General features: G+C 57.8%; 12 protein-coding genes and 2 pseudogenes. 9 read left to right on the forward strand and 5 right to left on the reverse strand.

Annotation, left to right across the window (positions count from 1 at the left end; genetic code table 11):
• Positions 1-16 precede the first annotated feature (16 nt).
• The gene (locus WLO32_RS05150; protein WP_121265440.1) at positions 17-346 is read left to right on the forward strand and encodes a YbaB/EbfC family nucleoid-associated protein; all 330 of its coding nucleotides are present in this window, start codon (positions 17-19) and stop codon (positions 344-346) included.
• 95 nt (positions 347-441) lie between these two features.
• Here the strand turns inward: WLO32_RS05150 and WLO32_RS05155 are convergent, their stop codons facing one another.
• Entirely contained in the window at positions 442-1,347 is a 906-nt protein-coding gene (locus tag WLO32_RS05155; protein WP_435947422.1) for a LysR family transcriptional regulator, read from the reverse strand.
• A 108-nt stretch (positions 1,348-1,455) separates the two neighbouring features.
• On the opposite strand from WLO32_RS05155, the pseudogene WLO32_RS05160 reads away from it, so the two are divergent.
• From WLO32_RS05160 to WLO32_RS05190, 7 genes and pseudogenes are all read left to right on the forward strand, one after another.
• Positions 1,456-2,326 (forward strand): annotated as a pseudogene (locus WLO32_RS05160) (pirin family protein).
• Between the two features lie 51 nt (positions 2,327-2,377).
• The gene (locus tag WLO32_RS05165; protein ID WP_435947424.1) at positions 2,378-3,055 is read left to right on the forward strand and encodes an isochorismatase family protein; all 678 of its coding nucleotides are present in this window, start codon (positions 2,378-2,380) and stop codon (positions 3,053-3,055) included.
• A 108-nt stretch (positions 3,056-3,163) separates the two neighbouring features.
• Positions 3,164-3,769, forward strand: coding sequence for a recombination mediator RecR (gene recR / locus WLO32_RS05170; RefSeq protein ID WP_435947425.1), 606 nt, complete (start codon positions 3,164-3,166; stop codon positions 3,767-3,769).
• 115 nt (positions 3,770-3,884) lie between these two features.
• Positions 3,885-5,760: pseudogene (gene htpG, locus WLO32_RS05175) on the forward strand (molecular chaperone HtpG).
• A gap of 201 nt (positions 5,761-5,961) precedes the next feature.
• On the forward strand, positions 5,962-6,606 hold the full coding sequence (gene adk / locus WLO32_RS05180) for an adenylate kinase (RefSeq protein ID WP_435947426.1): 645 nt from the start codon (positions 5,962-5,964) through the stop codon (positions 6,604-6,606).
• A 130-nt stretch (positions 6,607-6,736) separates the two neighbouring features.
• Positions 6,737-7,699, forward strand: a complete 963-nt coding sequence (hemH, locus tag WLO32_RS05185; protein WP_435947428.1) for a ferrochelatase — start codon at positions 6,737-6,739, stop codon at positions 7,697-7,699.
• 62 nt (positions 7,700-7,761) lie between these two features.
• Positions 7,762-9,066: an inosine/guanosine kinase gene (locus WLO32_RS05190; protein WP_435947430.1), complete on the forward strand. Its 1,305-nt coding sequence runs from the start codon at positions 7,762-7,764 to the stop codon at positions 9,064-9,066.
• A gap of 128 nt (positions 9,067-9,194) precedes the next feature.
• Here the strand turns inward: WLO32_RS05190 and ybaL are convergent, their stop codons facing one another.
• A complete protein-coding gene (gene ybaL / locus WLO32_RS05195; RefSeq protein ID WP_435947431.1) occupies positions 9,195-10,871 on the reverse strand; it encodes a YbaL family putative K(+) efflux transporter in 1,677 nt (558 codons plus the stop codon).
• Between the two features lie 235 nt (positions 10,872-11,106).
• Positions 11,107-12,315, reverse strand: a complete 1,209-nt coding sequence (locus WLO32_RS05200; protein WP_435947432.1) for an MFS transporter — start codon at positions 12,313-12,315, stop codon at positions 11,107-11,109.
• A gap of 201 nt (positions 12,316-12,516) precedes the next feature.
• On the opposite strand from WLO32_RS05200, the gene ushA reads away from it, so the two are divergent.
• The gene (ushA, locus tag WLO32_RS05205) at positions 12,517-14,169 is read left to right on the forward strand and encodes a bifunctional UDP-sugar hydrolase/5'-nucleotidase UshA (protein WP_435947433.1); all 1,653 of its coding nucleotides are present in this window, start codon (positions 12,517-12,519) and stop codon (positions 14,167-14,169) included.
• Between the two features lie 84 nt (positions 14,170-14,253).
• Here the strand turns inward: ushA and ybaK are convergent, their stop codons facing one another.
• Positions 14,254-14,733: a Cys-tRNA(Pro)/Cys-tRNA(Cys) deacylase YbaK gene (gene ybaK, locus WLO32_RS05210; RefSeq protein WP_435947435.1), complete on the reverse strand. Its 480-nt coding sequence runs from the start codon at positions 14,731-14,733 to the stop codon at positions 14,254-14,256.
• Positions 14,734-14,942: 209 nt separating this feature from the next.
• Positions 14,943-15,743 carry a TraB/GumN family protein gene (locus WLO32_RS05215; RefSeq protein ID WP_435947436.1) on the reverse strand — a complete coding sequence of 267 codons (801 nt, stop codon included), beginning with the start codon at positions 15,741-15,743 and terminating at the stop codon, positions 14,943-14,945.
• Positions 15,744-15,800: the final 57 nt, after the last annotated feature.

A 15,800-nucleotide genomic window follows, 5' to 3' on the forward strand; every position in this document is an offset into this window, starting at 1 on the left:
CGAAAGAGAGAAGACTATGTTTGGAAAAGGCGGTCTGGGTAACCTGATGAAGCAAGCCCAGCAGATGCAGGAAAAAATGGCCCAGGTTCAGGAAGAAATCGCCCAGCTGGAAGTCACCGGCGAATCCGGCGCGGGCCTGGTAAAAGTCACCATTAACGGCGCGCACAACTGCCGTCGCGTGGAAATCGATCCGAGCCTGATGGAAGACGACAAGGAGATGGTTGAAGACCTGGTCGCCGCGGCTTTCAACGATGCCGCCCGTCGCATCGGCGAAGCGCAGAAAGAGAAAATGGCCGGCGTGTCCAGCGGCATGCAGCTGCCGCCGGGCTTTAAAATGCCATTCTGATGCGTTCGGCGGATGGCGCCTGCGCTTATCCGCCCCGCCTCAACCCGAGTCGGGTAAGCGCATGCGCCGCCCGACTTAATTTCTCTGAAACAGTTTCAATCCTCTTCAAACGTCCCGTAACACTCCGCCAGAAAATCAATTAACGCTCTGACCGCCGGCAGCTGCCCGCGCCGGGACGGAAATACCGCGTGAATAATCTCCCGTCTGGTTCGCCACTGCGGCAATAAATGTACCAGCGTACCCGCCGCTATCTGCTCGTTGAGCATCAGCAAAGGCAGCTGCACGATGCCTACCCCAGCCAGCGCCGCGCTGCGCAGCGCAATCATGTCCGTCGTAATAAAACGTGGGCGATGGTGCAGAATAACTTCCTGGTTATCCGGGCCGTACAGGCACCAGCGATAAACCTGCTGCGGCTTGCTTAAGGCGAGGCTCGGCCAGTGCTGCAGATCGGCAGGGGAGCCCGGCTGACCAAAGCGTTCAAGAAGTTTGGGGCTGGCTACCAGGCACATGCTGCGATCGGCCAGTTTACGCATCACCAGATCGCTGTCCTCCAGCGGAAGCGGGCGCACGCGAATGGCGATATCAACGTTTTCGTTAAGCACGTCGACCTGACGGTTGGTTCCCTCAAGCTGGATGGTTACCTGCAGATAGAGGGCCATAAATCGCGCCAGCATAGCGCCGATATGCACGTGCAATAAGGCAATCGGGCACGTCAGGCGAATCAGCCCGCGCGGCTCGGCGCGCAGCGTATCTATGGCCTCCTGCGCCGCCTCCGCTTCAATCATCATCGCCTTGCAGTGGCGGTAAAAAATCTGCCCGGCTTCGGTGACGGTAAAGCTGCGCGTCGAGCGCTGAATCAGTCGGGTATCCAGCCGCTCCTCCAGCAAAGCGATGCGGCGGCTAAGCCGGGATTTAGGAATGCCGATCGCGCGGCTGGCCGGAGAAAATCCCCCGTTATCCACCACCTGCACGAAGTACCACAGATCGTTAAGGTCCTGCATAGGTATTGTCCTGTAAATAGAACGCTGATTCCATTTTCCCAATCTACCGCATTCAGCGTCTTATACGTAAGCTTTATCCCATAGCAATCGCACTCAATGGAGATAACGATGAAATCAATTCTTGGCGTTTACTCAGCTCCCGCGTCCCACTGGGTGGGCGATGGATTCCCCGTTCGCTCAATGTTTTCCTACTCAAAGTTCGCAAGCCAGCTAAGCCCGTTCCTGCTGCTCGATTACGCAGGGCCCGGCAGAATTTAGGCCGAGCGATAAAGGGCAGCGCGGCGTGGATCTGCATCCGCATCGCGGCTTTGAAACCGTCACCATCGTCTACAAGGGCGAGGTCGCGCACCGCGACTCCACCGGCAGCGGCGGGGTGATAGGTCCCGGCGACGTGCAGTGGATGACCGCGGGCAGCGGCATCCTGCACGAGGAGTTCCATTCTCCGGCCTTTAGTGAGAAGGGCGGCACGCTGGAGATGGTGCAGCTTTGGGTGAACCTGCCGGCGAAGGATAAATCCACGCCGCCGGGTTACCAGTCCATTACGGATAACGACATTCCGGTCGTGGCGCTGCCCGACGGCGCAGGCCAGGCGCGCGTGATTGCCGGGGAAATGGACGGGCGCAAAGGCCCGGCCAGAACCTTTTCGCCGATGCGGATTGTGGATCTGCGGCTGAACGCCCACGGCGTGACTAACCTTAATCTGCCGGACGGCTGGAATACCGCACTGGTAGTGCTTAAAGGCACGGTGCAGGTCAACGGCGAGGAGGTCGCGCGTGAGGCGCAGCTGGTGGTTCTGGACGCGAAGGGCGAGAACGTGGCCATCGAAGCGAATAACGACGCCGTGGTGCTGGTGCTGAGCGGAGAGCCGCTTAACGAGCCGGTGGTCGGTTACGGACCTTTTGTTATGAACACCCGTGAGGAAATCCATCAGGCCATTGACGATTTTAATGCGAATCGCTTCGGCCAGGCAGAAGCTTGACCCATAACGGCTATCAAAAGATAGCCGTTTCTTTTAAAGAGGAGAGACAAGATGAACCCTGCAAACTTCAACGGACAAAAACCCATGATTGACGTCAGCGATGCGGTGCTGCTGCTCATCGATCACCAAAGCGGCCTGTTCCAGCTGGTTCACGACATGCCGATGACCACCCTGCGCGCCCACGCCACGGTGCTCGCTAAAATCGCGGCGCTTACGAAAATCCCGGTCATCACTACGGCCTCTGTGCCGCAGGGGCCGAACGGGCCGATGATCCCGGAAATTCACCAGTATGCCCCTCACGCTCAGTACGTGCCGCGTAAAGGCGAGATTAACGCCTGGGATAACCCGGACTTCGTGGCGGCGGTGAAAGCGACGGGGCGTAAAACGCTGATTATCGCCGGCACGGTGACCAGCGTGTGCATGGCATTCCCGGCGATTAGCGCGGTTGCCGAAGGCTTCAAGGTGTTCGCCGTTATCGATGCCTCCGGCACCTATTCCAAAATGGCGCAGGAGATAACCCTGGCGCGCGTCGTGCAGGCGGGCGTGATACCGCTGGATACCGCAGCCGTCACCGCGGAAATTCAGCAGACCTGGAATCGCGATGACGCGATGGAGTGGGCCGGCCTGTGGGGAAGCGTCTTTACCGAATACGGCCTGCTGAGCGAAAGCTACCAGAAAGCGCTGGACGTGGTGAACAACCAGGAGCAGCTGGACTCCCGGCGCAGCTAAAAAATTTCCCCCCGTGCGGGACATCGCGCAGGGGGAATATCTTTTTCTATGCCCGCCCGCGGGGCTAATGTTAGGCTATGGCCCACTATTTTTTCAGAAGTCCGAGCGATGCAAACCAGCCCTTTACTTACAGCCCTGATGGAATCCCTGCGTTGCCTGCCCGGCGTTGGCCCTAAGTCCGCCCAGCGCATGGCGTTTGCGCTTTTGCAGCGCGACCGCAGCGGCGGCATGCGCCTTGCTCAGGCGCTCACCCGCGCCATGTCGGAAATCGGCCACTGTGCGGACTGCCGCACTTTTACCGAACAGGAAGTCTGTGCGATTTGCGCCAACCCGCGCCGCCAGGAAAACGGTCAGATTTGCGTGGTGGAAACCCCGGCCGATATTCACGCCATTGAGGCAACCGGCCAGTTCTCCGGCCGCTACTTTGTGCTGATGGGCCACCTTTCGCCGCTGGACGGCATCGGCCCGGACGATATCGGCCTTGGCCGCCTGGAAGAGCGTTTAGCCAGCGAAACCATTAAAGAGATTATCCTCGCGACCAACCCGACGGTGGAAGGGGAGGCGACGGCCAACTACATCGCCGAACTGTGCGGACAGTACGGCATCGACGCCAGCCGCATCGCGCACGGCGTACCCGTGGGCGGCGAGCTGGAGATGGTCGACGGCACCACGCTTTCACACTCGCTGGCCGGGCGCCATAAGATTAATTTCTAATCACTTACGGGGAGAAACTTCTTCTCCCCGCTTGAAAACCTCTCCCGCTAACCCCATTTCACACTCAACGTTTTCATCACCCCTGTATTTTGATTTTGTTGAGGTATCAATGACCATGAAAGGACAAGAGACCCGTGGCTTCCAGTCTGAAGTGAAACAGCTTCTGCACCTGATGATCCATTCTCTCTATTCAAATAAAGAAATTTTCCTGCGTGAGCTGATCTCCAACGCCTCTGATGCGGCAGACAAACTGCGTTTCCGCGCGCTTTCCCAGGCCGATCTCTACGAGGGTGACGGCGAACTGCGCGTGCGCGTCTCTTTTGATAAAGAAAAACGCACCCTGACCCTCGCCGATAACGGCATTGGTATGACCCGTGAAGAGGTTATCGATCACCTGGGAACCATTGCAAAATCCGGCACCAAAGCCTTCCTTGAATCCATGGGCTCCGACCAGGCGAAAGACAGCCAGCTTATCGGCCAGTTCGGCGTGGGCTTCTACTCCGCGTTTATCGTGGCTGACAAAGTCACCGTGCGTACCCGCGCGGCCGGCGCATCCGCTGACGAAGGCGTGTTCTGGGAATCCGAAGGCGCGGGCGAATATACCGTAGCGGATATCACCAAAGCCGATCGCGGCACCGAAATCACCCTGCACCTGCGCGAAGGCGAAGACGAGTTCCTCGACGACTGGCGCGTGCGCTCCATCATCGGCAAATACTCCGACCACATCGCGCTGCCGGTTGAAATCGAAACCCGCGAAGAGAAAGATGGCGAAACCATCGTCGGCTGGGAAAAAATCAACAAGGCCCAGGCCCTGTGGACCCGCAGCAAGTCTGAAGTCAAAGACGAAGAGTACAACGAGTTCTACAAGCACATCGCCCATGACTTCACCGACCCGCTGGCCTGGAGCCACAACCGCGTGGAAGGCAAGCAGGAGTACACCAGCCTGCTGTATATCCCTTCCCAGGCGCCGTGGGACATGTGGAACCGCGATCACAAGCACGGCCTGAAGCTGTACGTGCAGCGCGTGTTCATCATGGACGACGCCGAGCAGTTTATGCCGAACTACCTGCGCTTCGTGCGCGGGCCTGATAGATTCCAACGATCTGCCGCTGAACGTTTCCCGTGAAATCCTGCAGGACAGCCGCGTCACGCAAAACCTGCGCAGCGCGCTGACCAAACGCGTTCTGCAGATGCTCGATAAGCTGGCGAAAGACGACAGCGAAAAATACCAGACCTTCTGGAAAAACTTCGGCCTGGTGCTGAAAGAGGGCCCGGCGGAAGACCACGCCAACCAGGAAGCCATTGCTAAGCTGCTGCGCTTTGCGACCACCCATACCGATTCCTCGGCGCAAACCGTGTCGCTGGAAGAGTATGTCTCCCGCATGAAAGAAGGCCAGGAGAAGATTTATTACATCACCGCCGACAGCTACGCGGCGGCGAAGAGCAGCCCGCATCTGGAGCTGCTGCGTAAGAAAGGCATCGAAGTGCTGCTGCTTTCCGACCGCATCGACGAATGGATGATGAGCTACCTGACCGAGTTCGACGGTAAAGCCTTCCAGTCCGTAAGCAAAACCGACGAATCCCTGGAAAAGCTGGCTGACGAAGAAACTGCAGAAGCGAAAGAAGCTGAAAAAGCGCTTGAGCCGTTTGTGGACCGCGTGAAAACCCTCTTGGGCGACCGCGTGAAAGAAGTCCGTCTGACGCACCGCCTGACCGATACGCCGGCGATCGTCACCACCGACAGCAACGACATGAGCACCCAGATGGCGAAGCTGTTTGCCGCCGCGGGCCAGGCCGTGCCGGAAGTGAAGTACATCTTCGAGCTGAACCCGGAGCACGGGCTGGTGAAACGCGCGGCGGACACCCAGGACGAAGCGCAGTTTGGCGAGTGGGTTGAGCTGCTGCTCGATCAGGCGCTGCTGGCGGAACGCGGCACGCTGGAAGATCCGAACCAGTTCATCCGTCGTATGAACCAGCTGCTGGTTTCCTGACCCCTCTGGCGGATGGCGCAATAGCCTGTCCGCCCGCTGATTGCCGAAGCAAGAAGGTGGACAAGCGTTTAACGCCATCCACCTTCTTGCTTTTCTCTTCTCCGGCACCGCCTGGCTTCCTTGAGGTGAATACGCCTTTAATGATAAGGTCATTGCCTCAGATCCAAGTACACAAAATCCAAACGTATGGGGAATTACGCAATGCGTATCATTCTGCTCGGCGCTCCGGGCGCAGGTAAAGGGACTCAGGCTCAGTTCATCATGGAGAAATACGGTATTCCGCAAATCTCCACCGGTGATATGTTACGTGCCGCGGTGAAATCTGGCTCAGAGCTGGGTAAACAAGCCAAAGACATCATGGATGCCGGAAAACTGGTGACCGACGAGCTGGTTATCGCGCTGGTGAAAGAGCGTATTACTCAGGAAGACTGCCGTAAAGGTTTCCTGCTTGACGGCTTCCCGCGCACCATTCCGCAGGCTGACGCCATGAAAGAAGCGGGCATCAACGTGGACGTGGTGCTGGAATTCGCTGTACCGGACGAACTGATCGTTGAACGTATCGTGGGTCGTCGCGTGCACGCGCCGTCCGGCCGCGTTTATCACGTCACCTTTAACCCACCGAAAGTGGAAGGCAAAGACGACGTAACCGGCGAAGAGCTGACTACCCGTAAAGACGATCAGGAAGAAACCGTACGCAAGCGCCTGGTGGAATACCATCAGATGACGGCTCCGCTGATTAACTACTACAGCAAAGAAGCGCAGGCCGGTAACACCAAATACGTGAAAATTGACGGCACCCGCAAGGTGGCCGAAGTCAGCGCGGAGCTGGCGAAAATCCTCGGCTAAATCAAAGCCGGAGAAAATACCAGGGCATGCCCTGGTATTTTTTTGCCCGAATCTTTCCCTTTCGCTGTTATCGGTTTTTCCGCCGGGCTTTTACGTTACACTTATCGCAATTTGTTGATAAGGAGGAGTGATGGGTCAGGAAAAAATAGGCGTTTTACTGGCAAACCTTGGGACGCCTGATGCACCGACTCCGGCGGCGGTAAAACGCTATCTGCGCCAGTTTCTGAGCGATAAACGCGTGGTGGACACGCCGCGCCTGCTCTGGTGGCCGCTGCTGCGCGGCGTGATCCTGCCGCTGCGCGCTCCACGGGTGGCGAAGCTTTACCAGTCCGTATGGATGGAAGAGGGCTCGCCGCTGATGGTCTTCAGCCGCCGTCAGCAGCAGGCGCTGGCCGCACGGCTGCCGGACGTGCCCGTCGTTCTCGGAATGAGCTACGGCAGCCCTTCGTTGAAAAGCGCGGTGGATGAGCTTTTGTCGCACAACGTCACGCATATCGTGGTGCTGCCGCTTTATCCGCAGTTTTCCTGCTCGACGGTGGCCGCCGTCTGGGACGAGCTGGGGCGTATTTTCGCCCGCTCCCGCACCATGCCTTCGGTTACGCTGATTCGTGATTACGCGGAAGAGGCTGCTTATATCAACGCGCTGGCGGCTTCGGTAAAACGTTCGTTTGCCGAGCACGGCGAGCCGGATATTTTACTGCTTTCCTACCACGGCATTCCCCAGCGTTACGCTAACGAAGGCGACGATTATCCCCAGCGCTGCCGCGACACCACGCGCGAGCTGCTGTCCGCGCTGGAGCTGCCGCCGGAAAAAGTGATGATGACCTACCAGTCGCGCTTCGGCCGCGAGCCGTGGCTGATGCCCTATACGGATGAGACGCTGAAAATGCTGGCCGAAAAGGGCGTTAAGCATATTCAGGTGATGTGCCCGGGCTTCTCGGCGGACTGCCTGGAAACGCTTGAGGAAATGGCGGTGCAAAACCGCGAGGTCTTTATGGAGGCGGGCGGCGCTAAGTACGAATACATTCCCGCGCTCAATGACGACCCGGCCCATATCGCCATGATGGCGAATCTTATCGACCGCTATCGCTAATCGCGCCGCCGGCCGTGAATGTGCTACCATTTGCGGCCTGATTAGCCACTCCCAATGACATCATGAAATTTCCCGGTAAACGCAAATCCAAACATTATTTTCCCGTAAGCGCCCGCGACCCTTTGTTGCAGCAGGTTCAGCCTGAAAGCGAAACCGGCACTTCCTGGATTGTTGGCATCGATCAGACGCTGGTCGATATCGAAGCCAAAGTCGACGACGAGTTTGTGCAGCGTTACGGGTTAAGCTTCGGGCATTCCCTGGTCATTGACGACGACGTGGCGGAAGCGCTGTATCGGGAGCTGGTGGAAAAAAATCTGATCGCCCATCAGTTTGCCGGCGGCACCATCGGCAACACCATGCACAACTACTCCGTGCTGGCGGACGATCGTTCGGTGCTGCTGGGGGTGATGTGCAGCAATATCGAAATCGGCAGCTATGCCTATCGCTATCTGTGCAATACCTCCAGCCGTACCGACCTGAACTACCTGCAGGGCGTTGACGGGGCGATCGGCCGCTGCTTTACGCTTATCGGCGAGCAGGGCGAACGTACCTTCGCCATCAGCCCGGGGCATATGAACCAGCTGCGCGCGGACAGCATTCCTGAAGAGGTGATCGCCGGGGCTTCCGCGCTGGTGCTGACCTCCTATCTCGTGCGCTGCAAGCCCGGCGAACCCATGCCGGACGCCACCATGCAGGCGATTAGCTACGCCAAAAAGCATAACGTCCCGGTGGTGCTGACGCTGGGCACGAAATACGTGATCGCCGAAAATCCCCAGTGGTGGCAGGCGTTTCTCAAAGAGCACGTCTCGATTCTGGCGATGAACGAAGAGGAAGGGGAAGCGCTGACCGGCGAAAGCGATCCGCTGCTCGCCTCTGACAAGGCGCTGGACTGGGTGGATTTAGTGCTTTGTACCGCCGGGCCGGTGGGATTGTACATGGCGGGCTTTACGGAAGAGTCGGCGAAGCGCACCACCCAGCATCCGCTGCTGCCGGGGGCGATAGCTGAATTTAACCAGTACGAATTCAGCCGCGCGATGCGCCATAAAGATTGCCAGCAGCCGCGGCGTATCTTCTCGCACATCGCGCCTTATATGGGCGGCCCGGAAAAAATCATGAATACCAACGGCGCCGGCGACGGCGCGCTGGCCGCGCTGCTGCATGACATTACGGCGAATAACTATCATCGCTCCAACGTGCCGAACTCCAGCAAGCACCAGTTCACCTGGCTGACGTATTCGTCGCTGGCGCAGGTGTGTAAGTATGCGAATCGCGTGAGCTATCAGGTATTGAACCAGCACTCCCCGCGCCTGACGCGCGGTTTGCCGGAGCGCGAGGACAGCCTGGAAGAGTCTTACTGGGATCGTTGAGGTTTTGACGGGAAGGTGGATGGCGCAGGCGTTTATCCACCCTACCATTTTCCAGCTAAAGCAGGTCGGATAAGCGCCTGCGCCATCCGACACGCCTCATCAGACATAACCCGTCCGCTATTAACCCTTTACCCCGTCACCGTTTCCTGCGGTAAAGGCTTGTCCAGCAGCCCCATCATCGTATTGGCAATCTCCCTTTCGCCCATCACCACCTGGTTGGCGCCTCGTTCGGTAATGTAGGCCACCTCATCGTCATAATGCGCGCGGGCGATAATTTCGAGGTCCGGATGTTTTGCGCGGGCGGCCGCCACCACTTCGCCGGCCTCATAGCCGTTAGGAATGGTCAGCAGCAGCCAGCGGGCGCAGTCAAGGTGCGCCAGGTTCATGATTTCCTCGTTGGCGGCGTTGCCCAGCACGGCGCGGATGCCGCGCTCGCGCAGCTCATCCACCCGGCTGCGGGAGGTTTCCACCACCACCAGCGGGATCCCCTGGGCCATCAGCTTTTCGCCCAGCAGGCTGCCCACGCGGCCAAAACCGACCAGCAGCGCGTGGTTGCAGATATCGACGGGGATCTGTTTTTCATCCTCGATGGCCTCTTCCAGCGTCTGCTCTTCAAGGGTTTCCGTTTTAGCGAGATAACGCTCCAGCAGGGCGAACAGCACGGGGTTAAGCATAATCGACAGGATTGCCCCCGCCAGCACCAGATTCTGGCCGTTTTGCGGCAGCAGGTTCAGCGCCATGCCGAGCCCTGCGAGGATAAAGGCAAATTCGCCGATTTGCGCGAGGCTGGTGGCGATGGTCAGCGCCGTGCGCTGCGAGTGGCCGAACAGGCGAACCAGGCCGAAGGCGGCGAGGGATTTACCGAAGACGATAATGGCCAGCGTGCACAGCACCGCCAGCGGCTCATCGATAAGCACCATCGGGTCAAAGAGCATGCCGACGGACACAAAGAACAGCACGGCGAAGGCGTCGCGCAGCGGCAGCGTATCGTGCGCCGCCCGGTGGCTTAGCTCTGACTCGTTCAGCACCATGCCGGCGAAGAACGCGCCGAGCGCAAAGGAAACGTCAAAGAGTTCAACCGCGCCAAAGGCGATGCCCAGCGCCAGCGCCAGCACCGAAAGCGTGAACAGCTCCCGCGAGCCGGTAGCCGCGCTGCGCGCCAGAATCCACGGCACCAGACGGCGGCCCACCACCAGCATAATGGCGATAAAGGCTATCACCTTACCGATGGTGAAGGCCATATCAAGGGACAGCGAGGCGAGGCCCACGTTGCCCTTTTCCAGCATGCCCGCCACCGCCGGCAGCAGCACCAGCGTTAACACCATCACCAGATCTTCGACTATCAGCCAGCCGATGGCGATTTGCCCCCGCTGGCTGTCGATAAGCTGCCGCTCCTCAAGGGCGCGCAGCAGCACCACGGTACTGGCCGTGGAAAGACACAGACCAAAGACGACGCCGGTCATGATTGACCAGCCCATCATTGCGGAAAGCGCCATGCCCAGTAACGTCGCTACGGCTATCTGCGCGATCGCTCCGGGGATGGCGATAGTCTTTACCGCCATCAGATCCTTTAAGGAGAAGTGAAGCCCCACGCCGAACATCAGCAGGATAACGCCCAGCTCCGCCAGCTCCGGCGCGAGTTTAGTATCCGCGACAAAGCCTGGCGTAAATGGACCTGCAAGCACCCCTGCCAACAAATATCCCACCAGCGGCGATATCCGCAGCTTATTGGCAAGCATGCCGAATAAAAAAGCGAGCACGAGACCACCAACAATGGTGGTGATAAGCGGTGTGGCGTGATGCATTCCGTCTCCTTTCGTTAGCAGTGAGGTCCAGTTTTGGGCGGTCAGGCCAAAAGTCACTGTATTAGTTTATGACATTATCTTTATCGGCGTGGATGAATAATTATTGAATTAATAATAAAAAGCGCATTTCGACAAAAAAAACAGGCTAAGCAGCGTTTCAGCCACTTATAGTCCGGGGGATACGAAGGTATGTGGGGATGGAGAACGGCCAAAGCAAGGCTTTGGCCGGGTAAAACTACGACTTATGCCGATTATCGGGCAGGAATATGGTCAAAATACCCAGTAGCGGCAGGAAGGCGCATATTTTGTAGACCAACTCGATGCTTGTACGATCGGCGACCAGGCCGAGGACCGCCGCGCCAAGCCCGCCCATACCAAAGGCGAAGCCGAAAAACAGTCCGGAAACCATACCGATACGGCCCGGCATCAGCTCCTGGGCATACACCAGAATCGCCGAGAACGCCGAGGCGAGAATAAAGCCGATGATGACGGTTAAAATCCCCGTCCAGTACAGGGATGCATAGGGTAAAAGCAGCGTAAACGGCGCTACGCCGAGGATGGAGCCCCAAATCACGTATTTACGGCCGATTTTATCCCCTACTGGCCCGCCGATCACCGTCCCCGCCGCGACGGCAAACAGGAAGGCGAACAGGTGGAACTGGGCGTTTTGCACCGACAGGCCGAATTTATGCATCAGGTAGAAGGTGTAATAGCTGCTGATGCTTGCCATATAGAAATATTTCGAGAAGATAAGCACCAGCAGCACGGAAACGGCCAGAATCACCTTATTACGCGGCAGATGACTCACCACCGCGCTCTGCGCTTTACCTTTCGCCATGCGATGCTGCGCGGCGTACCAGCGGCTGACCTGCAGCAGCACCACGATAGCCAACAGCGCCGCCAGCACGAACCAGGCCACGTTGCCTTTGCCGTAAGGGGCGATGATCAGCGCGGCCAGCAGCGGCCCGAGCGAGCTGCCGAAGTTGCCGCCCACCTGGAAGATAGACTGCGCAAGCCCGTGACGCCCGCCGGAAGCCATACGCGCAACGCGCGAGGATTCTGGATGGAAGATTGACGACCCGGTTCCCACCAGCGCGGCGGCCAGCAGAACCATCCCGAAGCTGCCCGCCAGCGCCAGCAGAATTAATCCGCACAGCGTAAAGCACATGCCCATCGGCAGCGACCACGGCATCGGCCGTTTATCGGTCAGATAGCCCACCACCGGCTGGAAGAGCGACGAGGTCAGCTGGAAGGTCAGCGTTATCAAACCGATTTGCACAAAGCTTAAGGAAAACTCAGCCTGCAGCAGCGGATAGAGCGCCAGAATCAGCGACTGAATCATATCGTTAAGCAAATGCGAGAGGCTGATGGCCCCTAAAATTCCAAAGGAGGTGCGCGCCTTTTTCGCTTCCGGCGGGGCGAGGGTGTGTTCGGAGGTTGCCATAAATACCTGTTGAGAAGCTGATTATTATTTTTGAAACGGATAGCGGTAACGGATTGCAGGCGTATCCGTGGGTTATTGTTACTCTGCTAACATACCCGGCGGCGAGAGTTGAGGAAAGTCGCAATTAACAAAACTTATTTGTCCGGAATGCTAACATTCTGTTATTGGTGCGTATCAGGATTAAGAACATGGAGATTTTCAATGCGGTTCGCAATTAAAGGGCTGGCTTCGGCCCTGGCAGTAGCGTTGAGTTTGACGAGCATCTCTGCGCTGGCGTGGGAAAAAGATAAAACCTACAACATCACTATTTTGCATACCAACGACCATCACGGTCATTTCTGGCGCAACGAATACGGCGAATACGGCCTGGCGGCGCAAAAAACGCTGGTGGACAGCGTGCGCAAAGAGGTGGCGCAAAAGGGCGGCAGCGTGCTTCTGCTGTCGGGCGGCGATATCAACACCGGCGTACCTGAATCCGATCTGCAGGATGCGGAACCCGACTTCCGCGGCATGAATCTGATTGGTTACGATGCGATGGCCGTCGGCAACCACGAGTTTGATAATCCCCTCTCGGTGCTGCGCCAGCAGGAAAAGTGGGCCAAATTCCCGCTGCTGTCGGCCAATATTTATCAAAAGAGCACCGGCGAGCGGTTATTTAAACCCTGGGCCATCTTCAAACCGCAGGGCGTTAAAATTGCGGTTATCGGCCTGACCACGGACGACACCGCCAAAATCGGCAACCCCGAATTCTTTACCGACATCGAATTCCGCAAGCCTGCCGACGAAGCGAAGCTGGTGATACAGGAGCTGCAAAGCACGGAACAGCCGGACGTGATTATCGCCGCCACCCACATGGGCCACTATGACAACGGCGAGCACGGCTCCAACGCGCCGGGCGACGTTGAAATGGCGCGTAGCCTGCCCGCAGGGGCGCTGACAATGATTGTGGGCGGTCACTCACAAAACCCGGTGTGCATGGCATCCGAAAACAAAAAGCAGGTGGACTACGTGCCGGGAACGCCTTGCGCGCCGGATAAGCAAAACGGCACCTGGATTGTGCAGGCGCATGAGTGGGGCAAATACGTCGGCCGCGCGGATTTTGAATTCCGCAACGGCGAGATGAAGCTGGTGCGTTACCAGCTTATCCCCATCAACCTGAAGAAGAAAATCACCTACGACAACGGCGACAGCGAGCGCGTGCTTTACACCCCGCAGATTGCTGAAAACCAGCGGATGCTTGCGCTGCTGACGCCTTTCCAGAACAAAGGCCAGGCGCAGCTCAGGGTGAAGGTGGGCCAGGTGAACGGGCATCTGGAAGGCGATCGCAGCAAGGTTCGCTTTGTGCAGACGAACCTCGCGCGCGTCATTCTTGCGGCGCAAATAGCGCGCGCCAGCGCAGATTTTGCGGTAATGAGCGGCGGCGGCATTCGTGACTCCATCGAGGCGGGCGACATCACTTATAAAGAGGTGCTCAAGGTGCAGCCGTTCGGCAATACCCTGACCTATGTCGATATGTCCGGCAAAGAGGTGACGGATTACCTGACGGAAGTGGCGAAGAAAACGCCGGATTCAGGCGCCTACCCGCAGTTCGCCAATGTAAGCTTTGTCGCTTCGGCAAAAGGCCTGCAGGATCTGAAAATCAAAGGCGAGCCGATCGACCCGGCGAAAACCTACCGCATGGCGACGCTAAGCTTTAACGCCACCGGCGGCGACGGCTATCCGGCGATCGATAAAAAACCGGGCTATGTGAACACCGGCTTTGTGGATGCGGAAGTGCTTAAGCAGTACATCGAACAGAACTCGCCGCTGGATGTGAGCGCCTACGAACCGAAAGGCGAGGTGAGCTGGCAGTAAGCCGGTCTGGCGGATGGCTCGTTGTTTACCCGCCCTACAAATTCGTAGGGCGGTAAGCGCCAGCGCTATCCACCGATACGACGATTAATCCCGGCGGGCGATATCGGCAAAGCTGGCATCAAGAAGCTTTGCCAGGTCGCTCGCCGCCAGTTCGATATCCAGACCGCGCCTGCCGCCGGAGATATAAATGCTGCCAAACGTCTGCGCCGGCGCGTCAATCACCGTCGGCAGGCGTTTCTTTTGCCCAAGCGGGCTGATGCCGCCGACCAGATAGCCCGTCACGCGTTGCGCAACCATTGGGTCCGCCATATCCACCTTTTTAGCGCCCAGCGCTTTCGCCACCTTCTTCAAATCTAACTGCCCGGAAACGGGAGTAACGGCCACCGCCAGGTGCTTCATGTCGCCGTTCATCGCCACCAGCAACGTTTTATAAACCTGCGCGGCGTCGAGCCCGAGTTTGCGAACCACCTCTTCGCCGAAGTTGGTTTCATTAGGGTCGTGATCGTAAGCGTGAAGCTGAAACGGAACTTTATTCTTTTCGAGGAGCTTGATGGCGGGGGTCATTTCATCCTTCCTGCTAAATTTTTCTCAAAAACGCATGGCATTGTCATTCAGGTGATATGTTTTATAGATACTATAATGCAGCTTAATAGTGATAGCGTTAATCGTCGCATTGAGCGACAATTCCGGCTTCGGTCGTTAATCGATCGAAATAACAACAATAATAAACTTAATTCCTCTTTGACGGGCCAATAGCGATATTGGCCATTTTTTTATCCTTTTTTCAACAGGCCAGGCAAGTTTCCTTCCCCGTACAAATGCAGCGCGCCCACGGCGACCACGTAGCGGCCGGCGGGAAGCTGCTGCAAAAAATCCTGCCACTGGCGGTTGCGCTGGTGTATAAGCACATCGTATAGCTCATCGCCGAAAGTATTCGGCAGGGAAATATTTCCCTGCTGCGGCGGCGTCTCCAGCCACCAGCCGATCATCATTTGCAGCAGCCGGGCGTTGGTATGCCAGTGGGTCAGGGTGTCGGTCAGCAGCGGCATCCCGCCCTCGGGCAGCCGGGTGAGCATATCAATCTGGCTTTGCGCGCCTTCCAGTTCAATCACCGGCACGGCCAGGGCCTTCGCCGCTTCCAGCAGCTGAAAATCGATGCCGTAGTCGGCGCGCAGGCCCAGGCGCTGAGCCTGATGCGCCTGCAGCAGCAGCGCGATTTGCCACGCCGGCTGGCTGTCAATGCTGCTAAACGAGATCCCCAGCTCTTGCGTGAGCGAAGCCACCCGCTGCCAGTCTTCGGCAGACAGCCGCTGTTCGAGGGGGATGTCATCGGCAATTTGGGCAAAAGGGGAGCCGCCTGCGGAAACGTCGGCCTCGACAATCAGCGCATCCGCATCGCGCAGCTTATTGAGCAGGCGCTGTGACAGGGGAGCCATATCGCGCGTGCCCATATGGATGCTGCCCACCAGATGGAGATGGCGGTTGCCGGGGAGCTCAACGTCGAGGGCGGGCCAGGGATAGGTGGTGGTAAAAACGCTTGATAACAGCGAGCTGATACGCGATAGCAGACCCATAGCAAAATCCCTGGCTAAAAAGTCATGCTAACGCCGCAAGGGGGAAGGTGCAAATTT

Origin of the sequence: Dryocola mayonis, assembly GCF_051307045.1 — a bacterium.
Classification (GTDB): domain Bacteria; phylum Pseudomonadota; class Gammaproteobacteria; order Enterobacterales; family Enterobacteriaceae; genus Dryocola.

Bases quoted from the DNA above. Each gene is read 5' to 3' on its own strand.
- adk (WP_435947426.1), top strand. From the start codon at position 5,962: ATGCGTATCATTCTGCTCGGCGCTCCGGGCGCAGGTAAAGGGACTCAG.
- ybaK (WP_435947435.1), bottom strand. From the start codon at position 14,733: ATGACCCCCGCCATCAAGCTCCTCGAAAAGAATAAAGTTCCGTTTCAG.
- hemH (WP_435947428.1), top strand. From the start codon at position 6,737: ATGGGTCAGGAAAAAATAGGCGTTTTACTGGCAAACCTTGGGACGCCT.
- ybaL (WP_435947431.1), bottom strand. From the start codon at position 10,871: ATGCATCACGCCACACCGCTTATCACCACCATTGTTGGTGGTCTCGTG.
- WLO32_RS05165 (WP_435947424.1), top strand. From the start codon at position 2,378: ATGAACCCTGCAAACTTCAACGGACAAAAACCCATGATTGACGTCAGC.
- WLO32_RS05155 (WP_435947422.1), bottom strand. From the start codon at position 1,347: ATGCAGGACCTTAACGATCTGTGGTACTTCGTGCAGGTGGTGGATAAC.
- WLO32_RS05200 (WP_435947432.1), bottom strand. From the start codon at position 12,315: ATGGCAACCTCCGAACACACCCTCGCCCCGCCGGAAGCGAAAAAGGCG.
- WLO32_RS05190 (WP_435947430.1), top strand. From the start codon at position 7,762: ATGAAATTTCCCGGTAAACGCAAATCCAAACATTATTTTCCCGTAAGC.
- recR (WP_435947425.1), top strand. From the start codon at position 3,164: ATGCAAACCAGCCCTTTACTTACAGCCCTGATGGAATCCCTGCGTTGC.
- WLO32_RS05150 (WP_121265440.1), top strand. From the start codon at position 17: ATGTTTGGAAAAGGCGGTCTGGGTAACCTGATGAAGCAAGCCCAGCAG.
- ushA (WP_435947433.1), top strand. From the start codon at position 12,517: ATGCGGTTCGCAATTAAAGGGCTGGCTTCGGCCCTGGCAGTAGCGTTG.
- WLO32_RS05215 (WP_435947436.1), bottom strand. From the start codon at position 15,743: ATGGGTCTGCTATCGCGTATCAGCTCGCTGTTATCAAGCGTTTTTACC.